The organism is Leptospira langatensis (genome assembly GCF_004770615.1).
Classification (GTDB): domain Bacteria; phylum Spirochaetota; class Leptospiria; order Leptospirales; family Leptospiraceae; genus Leptospira_B; species Leptospira_B langatensis.
The window spans coordinates 316,329-328,689 of the sequence record NZ_RQER01000004.1; the positions used below are offsets into that span (position 1 = coordinate 316,329).

The 12,361-nt window shown below is 45.6% G+C and carries 13 protein-coding genes; 1 reads left to right on the forward strand and 12 read right to left on the reverse strand.

Annotation, left to right across the window (positions count from 1 at the left end; genetic code table 11):
• The first annotated feature begins 104 nt into the window (after nucleotides 1–104).
• Nucleotides 105–716 (forward strand): hypothetical protein, encoded by a 612-nt coding sequence (locus EHO57_RS05665; RefSeq protein WP_167882293.1) that lies wholly within the window; start codon nucleotides 105–107, stop codon nucleotides 714–716.
• Nucleotides 717–729: 13 nt separating this feature from the next.
• Here the strand turns inward: EHO57_RS05665 and EHO57_RS05670 are convergent, their stop codons facing one another.
• The 12 genes from EHO57_RS05670 to EHO57_RS05725 form a co-directional block, all read right to left on the reverse strand.
• A complete protein-coding gene (locus tag EHO57_RS05670; RefSeq protein ID WP_135646109.1) occupies nucleotides 730–1,227 on the reverse strand; it encodes an Lcl C-terminal domain-containing protein in 498 nt (165 codons plus the stop codon).
• Nucleotides 1,228–1,241: 14 nt separating this feature from the next.
• Entirely contained in the window at nucleotides 1,242–3,854 is a 2,613-nt protein-coding gene (locus EHO57_RS05675) for an Lcl domain-containing protein (protein WP_135646108.1), read from the reverse strand.
• Between the two features lie 381 nt (nucleotides 3,855–4,235).
• Entirely contained in the window at nucleotides 4,236–5,909 is a 1,674-nt protein-coding gene (locus tag EHO57_RS05680; RefSeq protein WP_135646107.1) for an acyl-CoA dehydrogenase family protein, read from the reverse strand.
• A gap of 131 nt (nucleotides 5,910–6,040) precedes the next feature.
• On the reverse strand, nucleotides 6,041–6,298 hold the full coding sequence (locus EHO57_RS05685; protein WP_135646106.1) for a hypothetical protein: 258 nt from the start codon (nucleotides 6,296–6,298) through the stop codon (nucleotides 6,041–6,043).
• Between the two features lie 11 nt (nucleotides 6,299–6,309).
• Complete coding sequence (gene mltG, locus EHO57_RS05690; protein ID WP_135646105.1) at nucleotides 6,310–7,329, reverse strand: endolytic transglycosylase MltG; 1,020 nt, start codon at nucleotides 7,327–7,329, stop codon at nucleotides 6,310–6,312.
• Nucleotides 7,330–7,355: 26 nt separating this feature from the next.
• Nucleotides 7,356–7,895, reverse strand: a complete 540-nt coding sequence (locus EHO57_RS05695; RefSeq protein ID WP_135646104.1) for a phosphoribosyl-AMP cyclohydrolase — start codon at nucleotides 7,893–7,895, stop codon at nucleotides 7,356–7,358.
• Nucleotides 7,896–7,985: 90 nt separating this feature from the next.
• A complete protein-coding gene (locus EHO57_RS05700) occupies nucleotides 7,986–8,339 on the reverse strand; it encodes a single-stranded DNA-binding protein (RefSeq protein WP_135646103.1) in 354 nt (117 codons plus the stop codon).
• A gap of 154 nt (nucleotides 8,340–8,493) precedes the next feature.
• On the reverse strand, nucleotides 8,494–8,802 hold the full coding sequence (locus tag EHO57_RS05705) for a hypothetical protein (protein WP_135646102.1): 309 nt from the start codon (nucleotides 8,800–8,802) through the stop codon (nucleotides 8,494–8,496).
• Nucleotides 8,787–9,341, reverse strand: a complete 555-nt coding sequence (locus EHO57_RS05710) for an RNA polymerase sigma factor (RefSeq protein ID WP_135646101.1) — start codon at nucleotides 9,339–9,341, stop codon at nucleotides 8,787–8,789. The genes EHO57_RS05705 and EHO57_RS05710 overlap by 16 nt, the downstream gene beginning before the upstream one ends.
• Before the next feature lie 23 nt (nucleotides 9,342–9,364).
• Nucleotides 9,365–9,817, reverse strand: a complete 453-nt coding sequence (locus tag EHO57_RS05715; RefSeq protein ID WP_167882292.1) for a Spy/CpxP family protein refolding chaperone — start codon at nucleotides 9,815–9,817, stop codon at nucleotides 9,365–9,367.
• Nucleotides 9,818–9,875: 58 nt separating this feature from the next.
• Complete coding sequence (locus EHO57_RS05720; protein WP_135646100.1) at nucleotides 9,876–10,547, reverse strand: response regulator; 672 nt, start codon at nucleotides 10,545–10,547, stop codon at nucleotides 9,876–9,878.
• A 294-nt stretch (nucleotides 10,548–10,841) separates the two neighbouring features.
• Entirely contained in the window at nucleotides 10,842–12,122 is a 1,281-nt protein-coding gene (locus tag EHO57_RS05725) for a phosphoinositide-specific phospholipase C-related protein (protein WP_210410046.1), read from the reverse strand.
• Between the last annotated feature and the right edge of the window lie 239 nt (nucleotides 12,123–12,361).

Below are 12,361 nucleotides of genomic sequence, written 5' to 3' on the forward strand. Positions count from 1 at the left end.
TCCGTCGGATCGCTATTCCTAAAGTATCGAAAGCCGAGAAAGGAAAAATCCCGGCCACTCGAAAAAGGCTGGAAACGACTTTTAAAACGGAGTAGTTTGTTCGCATGTCGAAAAAGCCCCTCTCTCTTCCATCTATACAAACTCCCACTCAGCTCATGGATTTTCTCCGAAAAGAATCGGATAATCCTAATTTCGATTCTTGGCTAGACGAATTGGCCGAAAGAGCGACTGACGGAGACAAACTGGTCTGGAGTTTCTTATACCAAGCGATCCGAGAAGCGGATACCGGAAGACTGTCCTGGGGATTTCATAAGAGATTGTTGTCCGGGGTATTCCATATGCTAGCTCGCATCGGGGACTCCCAATCCTATCGACTTCTTATCAACTACGTAAAATCTTTAGACCGTACCATCCCGATCGGAGCCTTGGAATTGATCAGTGATCTGATCCCTACCTTCACAGAAGTGGACATGGATGAGATCATGAATATCGCATCCTTAAGCGATCCTTTTAAATCCGCATTCGGGATCTATGCCATCGCGCAGATCGCTTTAGAAGGAAGGATCCCGGAAGATAAGATAGATCAAGTCCGATCTTTCTTGCAAGATTATAGAAACACCAGTTATTTCTTAGATCATACTGTCGAAAGAACCTTGGAATTCCTGGATACGGATAATTCCAGTATCCTTTCTTTCGTAGATCAGATCGCGAGCTGATCTAGAGATCGGTTCAAGGACCGGCAACGCATCTTGCTTTCAACGTACCTGACTTTACGCTAGAAGTAACCGATCCGTCCGCAAACGAAACTCCCCAAGCATTTCCGGAACCTGAGTTGATATCCGTAGTAGAAGACCAATTTGCCGTACTAGAAGATGCTTCCGGGAAGAAGGTTATACTGATAGAAGGAGCCACTCTGCTCCTATCAATGATACTTTTCAGCTCGTTGATGCTGGGAACTCTCCAAGATTTACTCGAAAGAGAAAGAGTATTACAATAAGATAATGCGTTTTGCCAGGTGTAAGTGGTAGCAGTTCCAGTCGAGCAGCTCGAACCGCTCAGGCCGGAAGAACATTGCTGCCAAACCAAAGAAGTCGCAGAATCCGTTACAGTCCCGTCCCCATTATCCGTAAAGGGAGCCGCAATCGAAGGCAGAGCGAAAATGCAAAGGATTAACAAAATGGATCTTCTCATATAATCTCCCAAACCGTTTCGAATTCCTGCGATCATTCGTTTGTACTGCTTTACTCACTCACGCAAAGAACGACAGGACTCGTAGTGGTCTTATTCGAGAACCCGACGACTCCCTGTCCGTTCAAGAAGTATGCCTTGTCCCCTGTTCCTAAATAAGCGGTAGAGGACCAATAGATCGTACTATTGGTGGCATTCGCGAACAGAGTGCTCGGGATCTTACTCACGGTCCCCGCATCCAAACTATAATTCGGCAAAGTATCCAGCTCATCCGAAGAAGGAACTCTCCAGTTCGTCTTACCCGCAAAACCGCTACCTGAGTTCATTACATTGTATTGAGCGCAAAGGTTGATCGCAGTCAACCAAGCGCCGGTGGTATTCGTGCCGGTGGTACAGCTCGTGCCCGAACTTTTTCCGGTGATACAGTTTCTCCAAGAGAGACCGGTCAGATTGTCCTTCACAGTAGCATCGCTCGTAAACGTTGCATTCAGAGTAGGACCACTAAAGTTCCGGGTAGAAGGAGTATTCGCAAAGTCCCCGTCCTGTCTAGGGAAACTAGAATCTCCACAAGAGATCGAAGTAGTCGCATTATAACAATTCGTAAGCCCAGTATCCGCAATAGATCGATTCTTCTGGCGGACAGTTGTAGTAAAGCTGATCGCACTAAAGGAAGAGATCGCATTTCCTGCAAGATCCTGTAACTCAGCCGTGCTCAACGTATAACTGATCTTAGTATTCTCGGGGAAATTGATCCAAGAGAGTTTGATCTTCAGAGTCTTGGAATCCGTCCACGTGAATGTGGTCCCGTTCGCAGTAGAAGCCGCAGCAGAAGAAGTCCCATCCACAGTGAACAGATTGATAGTCAAAGTCGGATTAGAACCGTCCGTCTTCATATCCTCGTTAAACACGATCGTAAGATTTCCCGGATTCGGAGCCACCCCTGTGCTCGTATCCGAAGGAGTGGAAGATTGCACCGATGGTGCAGTAGAATCCTTGGTCACAGTCCTCGTGCTAGAACCAAAGTTCCCGATCAGGTTCGAGACGCAAACTCTCACCGTGTTTGCTCCATCACTGAACGCCGAGTTTTGGATAGTAGAAGTCGTATCGGTAGTTCCTGCACTCACCGTCCCGGTCACGTTGGAGTTCCCACCGCCGTTAGACAATGCGGTCCCGCTGGAACAATCCGTTCCTCCGATCCGGAGCTGATAACTTCCTGCCTTATCACTATGCCAACTGATGGTAGCGGAACTGGAAGCGGAGACTAAGCTCGAACTACTTCCGGCAGTGATACTTACATTCGCCACCGTAGAATCCACGGTATAAGAAGAAGATACCACGGAAGAAACATTCCCCGCATTATCCCTAGCAATATATCGTATTTCTGTAATGGAACTGTCCGCTGCAGAAATAGAAGAAGTAAACTTGCTTCCGTTCGTAATGCTTCCGGAAGATCCAGTCATCGTAGGATCGGTGCTATTGGTAGTATAGACAATCTTGTCGCAACCCGCACTCGAATCGGAACAGGATAAGAACACGCTTTGGGTGGAAGAATAGTCTCCCGCAGTCGGATTCGGGGTAACAGTCGGAGCGGTATCATCTCTAGTAATATCCACCAACTTCTGACCTGTTTGCGTGCTAATAGAATCGATCACGCAGATACGAAGGGAATTCGATCCCACCGAAAGGGAACTCGCGCTGATATTCGCAGAATTACTAACAGAATTCGTAACGGAAGAAGGACCTTCTAATATCGTTCCATCCGTGCAAGAAGTAGAGTTCACGCGGATCGTATACGTTCCATCTCGGTTCGAAGACCAGTTGAACGTAGCGGCGTTGATCGCACCACTGGAATTACTAATATATTGAGAATTCAAATTGGAAGTGGTGATATCCGGCAAATGATCGTCTATAACGAAGACTGCGGTTTGCACGGCCGCTTGTAAATTGCCTGCGAGATCCCTACACAGATATTTCACCGTATACGATCCGTTTCCGCTGGCACCAACGGAGAATGTAACCTTAGGAGGACCACCGATCTGTCCGTGGATCGGAGAAAAGACAGGAGTGTCCCCATTCGTAGTATAAGCGATATTTCCGGGAGCCACATTGTCGGAGCATGTAATCGTAACGTCTTGCGCGGAAGCAAAGGTCCCTGCACCCGGATTGATAGAAGAACTAGGAGCAGTCACATCGTTTGCGATGCTTTGCAAGATCGTATTGTCCGGATTGGAAACCCCGTCGTCCGTGGTATCGTAGCCTTGGCCAGGAACTACAGTCACCTGACCACCTATGCAATTCGGGCCAAGAGTTAGAGTAGTGACTCCGTCATGAAAGCAAAGATAATAATCCGCAACCCCATCCCCGTTTGCATCCACTGCATCGGCGACTCCATCATGGTTGGTATCGATGAGGGGAATGTCCGGGATCCCATTATTGTTTGTAGAAATGCCGTCCGCCTTTCCATCTCCGTTTACATCGGTAACGGTTCCGGTAGAAGAGCCTTCTCCTCCATTTAAATTAACGGGTTGTCCTGGAGCAGGAAGATGATGAGCGCCACCACCGCCGAGTAAGCCGAGAAGAAGAAATAAAGAATTTCCTCCACTCTTAGGCGAACAGTTTGAAAGCAAAAGGAGAAGAAACAATAAGAGACCGACGATAGACTTCATTGAGACCTCCTTGCACTAGGCGCATGGATAGCTTCCGTTTCAAAAACCAAATCTGACAAATCAAAAAAGAAAAGGTTCCTTTTTTTTAAAGTTCCGCGACTAGCATTGCTTAGTTGAAACAAACTTCCCAAGAGTCCATGCAAAATTGCAAAGCGGAACCTCGGATAAAATATTAGGAATCGAAATAGTCATTCCTGTAGAAACTGCTACAAGAATAGAAGAGAGAATAACCCGAAAGGATTAGCCATTGCCTAAAAATCAGAACAAATTCTATAATATAAGAAGAATATAAGAAATACAACCCAAGGTCCGGACAAAAAAAATCGGAGCCTCTTTAGGAAGAGAACTCCGATCTTTCAATCTGAGAGACGCGAGTCGGTTTTAAGCCGAGTATTGATCCATCAAGGATTTTGCAATTACTCTCAGAGCCATTACTTCTTCGGCTCCTTCAAAGATGGAGAATACTCTCGCATCCACGAAGTAACGAGATACTGCGTATTCTTCCGCATAGCCCATACCGCCATGGATCTGCATTGCTTCTCTGGTAACCCACTCCGCAACTTTGGAAGCGTAGAATTTGATCAGGGTTGCCTCCATCTGTCCTTGGTGGTTGTCCAAAAGTTTCGCCACAGTATTGGTATATTGGCGAGATGCCTGAACGATCATCGCCATTCGAGCGATCTTATACTTGGTCAGATTGTAATCGAAGATAGGTTTTTGGAAAACTTGTCTTTCTTGAGCGTAACGAAGACCCGCTTCGAGAGCAGCTTGCATTACACCGTTCGCACGAGCAGCAGTTTGGATCCTTCCGCCGGCGAAACCTTCCATCTGGAAGTAGAATCCTTTTCCTCTACCGCTTTCCATTCCGATCAGGTTTTCTTCCGGAACGAAATAGTCTTCGAAGGAAACTTCGAAAGAGTGCATACCGCGATATCCGATGGTTCCGATCGCTTTACCGCTGATCCTGCCACCGTTGTCTTGCTTATAATCGAACTCATGTCCTGGGAAGCTAGGCTTCTCCGCGAGAAGAATAGAAAGACCCTTATGCTTCAGCTCAGGATCGGTCTCAGTTCTGGTCAGGATGAGAAGAAGGTTCGCATACCCTGCAAAAGTACACCAGGTCTTAACACCGTTGATCGACCATCCGCCGTCTACTTTCTTAGCGGTTACGGAAACTCCGGCAACGTCGGAACCATAGTTCGGTTCGGTCACCATGATACCGCCCATCTTCTCTCCGGAAGCGATCAAAGGAAGCCACTTCTCTTTTTGAGCGTCTGTTCCACCTTTCAAGAGAGCCTTGGAAAGGATCTCAGGACGAGTGATCAAGGAACCAGCGATTCCCAGAGATCCTCTGGAAAGTTCCTCGGTCACAACTAACATAGAGATATTGTCTGCTTTATCGTTTGGCTGAAGACCACCGTAAGTCTCAGGAATACAAAGACCGAAGCAGCCCATGTCCCTTAAACCTTGGATAATCTCTTCCGGAACGATGTCGTCGTGGCGATGCACATGCTCCGCCTTAGGAGCAACCACTTCTTCTGCGAATTGCTTGAAGGTTTGGCGGAACATTTCGTGGTCTTCGCTTAGTCCGTAAGCTCCGAAATGTCCGAGGGAAACGATGAGGTCCGCGATATGATTGTAGTTTTCGATCGCGCTCGCTTCTTCTAAGAATTTGTTTGTGGATTCATCGAATAGTTTGGAAACGAGGTCCTGGGTGCTGATCCCATATTCAGTAGGGCGAGAAGAAAACTCGGAACGAATATGAGAAACTACTTCGGCCGCGAAAACGAGAGCCATTAGTTTTTCCAATTCTCCTGTTCCGAGAGAATCGTTCCATGCGTAATCGATGAAATTTTCTGCGATCCTTTGCTCCGAAGTCAACCATGCGATTTGGTATTGGACCAATTGGTTTTGGTCCATTTTGGAAACGGAAACTTTTCCGCCGGAGCTGCATTTTGCCGCGAGTGCCTTGGTAACTTGTTCGATTACTGCTGAAGACTTGCTTAAAGCCTGTTTTGCCGACGAAGCGTCCGTCGGAGCTTTGATTGCGATCATCTCTTTTTTCCTGCCGATGTTGCGAATTATTGCTTCAAAATACTATAACCTGGGGTCGTTTCGACCTGTCATTTAAGTTTTGGACCCAAGTCTTGAGCAAAAATGAGACAGAATAAGGGGAATGACGATCGTCAGGAGGACTGGTTTTTCACGAGAGAAGATCTGATCTTCAGAAGATTGTTCCGGATCCTTCTGACCTGATCTTCGGTTAAAGAGATTTCCTTTCTTTCCACTCGATCCAGGACCATGCTTGCCTTCTCTACAAATTCTATAGCCGCATCGCTTGCGGATTCTCGCCTAGATTGTTTTTCCTTGAACAGGTCCAAGGATTTTTGGACCTCAAGTAATTGTTCGGAAACGGACGCGATCTCATCGACAGGAGAACTCATAAGAAACCTCTTTAGTCGTACAGAACATCGATGTACTTTTTCTTAGCTTCGGCATGTTCTTTAAAAGATTTAGAGAAGTAATGAAACCCATCCGGCTTCAATAAGAAGAAGAGATACTCCGTTTGAGAAGGCATGAGTGCCGCTTCTAGAGAAGGCTGACCTGGATTCGATATTGGCCCCGGCGGATAGCCCTTGTTCATATACGTATTATAAGGAGAAACGATCTTCAAGTCCTTCTCGAAGATACGAGGATGGGGCTTGTCGAATAGGTACTGGATCGTAGCACAAGACTCCAAAGGAATATCCTGTTTCATTCGATTCAAGAAGACTCCGGCCATGAGAGGTCTCTCTTCGTTCTTCTTAGCCTCTCTCTCCACGACGGAAGCCAATATTACGATATCATGCAGCTTCTTAGGGTCCAGATCCTTTGCGTTCGGGATCTTCTCCACACGAGCAAAGAATCTCTTGATCATCATCCGAACGATCTTGTCGGCGGGAAAATTCACAGGCACACTATAAGTTTCGGGAAATAAATATCCTTCGGCGGTAGTCGCAGGGATCTTGAATTCTCTCAACAATTCCGTCCTAGAGGCGGCGTTCAGAAAATCGGCACGGGTCTTAATTAAATTTTTCTTAACTAACAGATCCCCTATCTGCCTGTTATTGTATCCTTCCGGAATGGTAAAGGTGATCAGTTTTACCTTTCCTTCGGTGATGACTTGCAGGATCTTACGCGCGTCCATACCGTCATTGATCTCGTACAGTCCTGCTTTCAGTTTTCCGGCAGAACGAGTGATCTTGATCAAATATAGAAAGTAAGTAGAGGATTTCAGTAATCCGTTTTTAGAAAGAGTCTCCGTAACCTTGGCTGGAGAATCTCCAGGCTCGATCGTGAGATCGATCTTTACCTGGCCGGCTCCCACTGCTCCTCCTTTCATTTCATCCACAACAAAGAAGGCGAGAATTCCTAGAACGGCAAGTACCGCGAGGAAGGCTACGGATCTGAATACGAATTTATTCTTAAAAATCATAACATGCGCTCTTAATTTCTATCGGCTCATTTTCCAAGAAAGGGAATATTCAAAAGACGAAGATCTCCCTTCTTATCCTTCTCTCTAAAGAAGCAGGAATAATATCCTTCATGACAGGCTGCCCCTTCTTGGTCCACTTCGTACACAAGAAAACTTCCGTCTTTGGGAGTTCGGATACGCTTCAATTTTTGAATATGACCGGAAGTATCACCTTTGCGCCAGATCTCGTTCCTGGACCGGCTAAAGTAAATTCCCATGGATTCGTTGCGGCTCAATTCCAAACTCTCAGGGCTGGAAAACGCCTGCATCAAGATCAAACCCTTGGGATCTTGGGTGATCACAGGGATCAGACCGTTGGTAAACTGAAGATCCTGACCTTTCCAATCTTCTAAGTCCAGTTCGGAAAAACTAGGATCCAATAAGAGCACGGTATCCTCGTCGCAATCTACCTGTACACCGGTAGTTTCCGGGATCTCTCTGCGTAATTGTTCCCAGTGACTTTGCGTCATTTTTTCCAATTTGGAGATCTTGCCTGGTTGGGCGTTGGCCCAAATCACCGTAATCATTCTACTCCTACAAAGACTTTGAACCAAAGTTTTTCGTCAAGAAAGGTGGAACCTTCCGGATCTCTCCGAAAGATCCCACCAACGAAAAGTTTAAGCCGCGTCTTTCTCTTTTCGATCGCCGAAGCTATCGAATCGAACTTCGTCCGCTATTACTTTGACCTTGGAACGGCTTTGGCCCTCCTGATTTTTCCAACGATCCTGCTTGAGTTGCCCGATCACCGTAACCTTCTTTCCTTTTTTCAAGTATTCGGAAACGTTCTCGGCGGTGCGCTCCCAGCTCTCTATATCTATATAACTGACCTCGGACTCTTCGCCCTCCGTCTTCTTGTAGTTATGGTTTACTGCCACGGTAAAGCTTGCGACAGACTTGCCGGATTGAGTCCTCTTCAGTTCCGGGTCCGAGGTGAGATAACCGTCCAAAACGGTTAACGAAATATTTTTCATTGGTGTTTTCCTCCAAAGGATATGGAGAAACCAGGTAAGAAGAAGAAAGAATGCTCGTTCTTTTAGATAAAAATTTCAGACGGAATACGGAAAATTGATTCTGAAAATGTACTATAAATCCCGCCCCCAAAAAGAGGGCGGGACGAAGAAAATATTATTCTTCCAAACTAGAAAGGTAAGAGTCACCGTCCAGAAGCAAAGAAACTCCATGGTACATATCTTCTTCGGGGTTCAAAGAACCTCCTCCGGAGACTGCGAACCATCCGATGGAAACACCCAAGAGGAGCACGGCGGCCGCTGCCAATACGTTTCTTACGGGAAAGCGAACTACAGTCCGATTTCCTTCTTCTTCCTTATAACGGCGAATAACGCAAGAAGCCAATTCTTTGGACCAATTCGGATCCGTTTTTCTAATATTGATCTCTTCTTGCATTGGTAGATTTTGTTTTAGAGTTTTCCCCATACTTCGCCTCCTTCTCTTCTTTCGGAATTTTGCATTCGTCGGAGCATCTCCTTTCCTCGAGCCGCTCTGGACTTCACTGTCCCTGCGGGAACTCCCAAGGCCTCAGCGATCTCCTTTTCGGAATATCCGGAAAGATAATATTCGATCACACTTTTATAGGCATCCGGTAGATTCGAGATCCATATCTTGGCTTTTTCCCAAGTAGGAAGATCCAAAGTCTCATCCGGCTCTTTTTCCGCCGCAAAAGTTCTGGTCTCTTCTTTAGATCTTTTACCGGCTTTTTCCGCCTTGGTCTCTTCTCGAATCAAATTCTCGTTCATTCGAATGGATTCGTTTCTGGCAATCGTATACAGCCAAGTAGTCAGTTTCGAGTCTCCTCTGAACTGATTTTTTTGAAGAGCCTTGTAAGCTCGGAGATAAGTCTCCTGAGCCACGTCGTCGATCGCATATGCGAAGCGTTCATACAAGTAACGGGAGATCGCCGCTAAGACGATCTCCCTGGTTCCTTCTACGAAGCGGGAAAATTCTTCCTCTCCCATTTTACCCCCGAGAAGCGAGAAACTTAGTCCTCGTCACCCTTATCGAATTTACTTTGGAACTTTAATATTAGATCCGCGAGCTTACCTCTTTGTTCAGGAGTTAATACCGCGTGAAACTCGCTTGCCTTCTTAGTGAAGAATACCCTGAAAGCTGCGATTTTCTTCTCTTTTTCTTCTCCCAGTTTGTTCCATTTGTCGATATTCAGTTTATCGGCGCGGAGTTCTTCTACGAATTCCTTAGGAACAAAATGTCCTCCGATCTTAAGCTCTTTGCGTTTAGCAAGAACCTCATCTTTGATCTTTTCCAAAGACGCAGATTGAGCCTCAGTCAGATCTAATTCGGACTTAAGTTTTTTGACGATATAATTTGCCCTTTTTTCATGGGACATCCATTTGTGATGACAACCTTGGGTTAGAAGGGTAGCCATTCCCAACGTTAACAAGATTGCGGCGATTTTCGAAACTTTGCGAAACATCTTTTTCTCCTCTTTACGGACCTGGGACCAGAGGCTAAAAAGGCGGTTCCCAAAAAAATTAAGGGCTTAGGATCAAAATATCTTCTTCTTTGATCTCGTATTTGGAAGCCAAGCGAGTGACCAGGGAGGCCAACAATTCGTTGGATCTCTTCATATAATAGAATTCCTCTCCTACTTCTATGAAGAATTTTCGGGGATTCGGTAATTCTTTCAGGATAAATGCGATCTCTTGAGCGATCTTCTCCGCATTCTTTTGAAATGGGCAACCGATCAACTTTACTCCGGTCCCGTACGAGTCCCTCTTCGTCTTTTCGATGGAGAAAGGGTAACTCTTTTTATCAATGAGTTGGCTTTCGGGGATCCTCAGGACGGACACTATCTTTTGCAGAAGCTTGTCCGGATCGAAAGGCTTCAGGATATAACCAACGAGCTGCTTGCTATGCGCAGCATTGACCACATCTTCTTTTTCGTTACTTGCAGTAAGAAGTACAACTGGAGAATTCTTATTCAGATCAGGGATCTTATTGGCCAAACGTATCCCGGAAAGAACGGGCATAAGATTGTCCAGAATGATGAAATCGTATTTTTCCTTTCTTAGCTTCAGTTCCGCGGCCATTCCGTCTACGACGTGATCCACTTGAAAATTGAAACGTTCCAAGAAATGAATGAGAAGTTCGGCAGAACTCTCGTTGTCCTCTGCGAATAATACCTTAAATATAGGTTGTGCCATTGATCAGAAATTCCCCTTAGATCCGATTCGCTGCCGTTAAAATCCCGAGCAAAAGAAATTCTTTCTTTCGTAGATCCTCCTCCTGGGTACGGCCTCGTCGACGATAAAATTCGTGTTAGAATCTAGTTATTGGGGGAATTTTCCGGATCATTCCCCTTGGGAAACCAGGGAAATCCCAAAAGCCAAGAAGCCATCTGCCTCTTTGAAAGCTATTGTTCAGTATTAATCCGTTATATTATAGAAAATTGAAACGAAGATCCCGGAATGAATCCGGGATCTTTCGATAGGAAAGGATTATCTACCCGCTTCCCAATATCCTTCGGTGTATTGGTCGGTTAGATTCGCCCAAACTTCCGAGACTCCTTTTGCCGTCTTGGCCTCTAGGAGCTTTTTATTCTCATACGGAGTGACCGGTGCGGAGAAGGTCCAGCCCTTTGCGGCACATGCGCTCTTACCGTTTGCCCAATTTCCGCTGGCGTCAGTGATCGCCCAATTGCTGCTAGAATCCTTACAAGCGTAACGATATCCGTTAGAGCAATTATTATCGTTCCAACGTCCGCTTCCTACGACTTGGAGGCAGTCTTCGTTATTATTGTAATTGTTCGGTTCTGCAGAATCCCAAGACCAAAGGCCTTGTTTCGCAAAATCTGGACTGAACTGATCGATACCGAATACGCTGATCCCGCAAGAAAGCATCTGAGCAATATTCGCATTTGTGAATGTTCCTGTGTCTTTTGCTCCGTCATAGACGCCGAAATAATTCGTGCTATCGTTGTAAACACGGGTCATGGTAGAATCGTAAACGCTTCTGGACCAGTTGCAATCCGGATAGCCTTTGAAATCAAGAGGATGGATCGTATTGTTACCGAAGAAGATCTTCTTATCGTACTGGTTCCAAACTCCGTCGTAGCATCCGTTGCTCATCATGAGGATCCTGCGATTCGAAGAAACCAGATCCTTTAACTTAGGCATCCCCGCCGCGTTCGGAATATCTCCGCAAGATCCGCTTGGGTATCTGTAAAGATAAGGATCCAAATAGCTTCTTACGATCCCTAAGAATTCATCGGCCCTGTTATCGATATAATCCTCGAAATAAAGCACCAATACCTCATTTCGATTCGCAGGATTAGAGATCCAATCCCTGATCTCTGCCAACCCCTGAGAAGCAGGGCGATCGAATACGTTACAGCCAAGACCGCTTGCTTGTCCGTGGCAGAGCAAGAAATCGTTTTTAAAATTCGTGCTGAGATAATAATGAATATCTAGTTCTATGAACCTTGCTCCTAACCTCAACTGATCCGTGATCGAATAGATCTGATTCGGAAAAGCATACGAGAAGAAGGGACCAGCATACGCCTTACTATTATAAGAGTTATGCGTTCCGTAGAACAGAGCCTTGTGCACAGGCAGATTCGCTTCTATTTGCACCTGTCTTTGTACTGCTATGGATTTCGCATCGGCAGACGTCTCGAAGATGTCAATTGGGTTTGGAGTCACCGCACCTCTACTCGCATAGAGATTTGTTCCCGCAAAACCGATCAACAAGAAGGAGAGTATTGTTAATTTTCTCTTCATTTGCATTCACCTTTTTTTATTTAGCTGAAATGCATCTTAATTCCCAGGCCTTAACTTGTAACAAACTTATTCTTATAAGGCACTTATATAGTATATTTTTTATTGAGAACACTCGTTATTTTAAATTCAGGCCCAATTAGTGGGGGGACAAACAAACAGAGTTCGGTCAACATTTCCTTTATATTACGAATTCTTAATATTTGAACACATTCTACCTATCGAAAATAACTTGCCTAAGA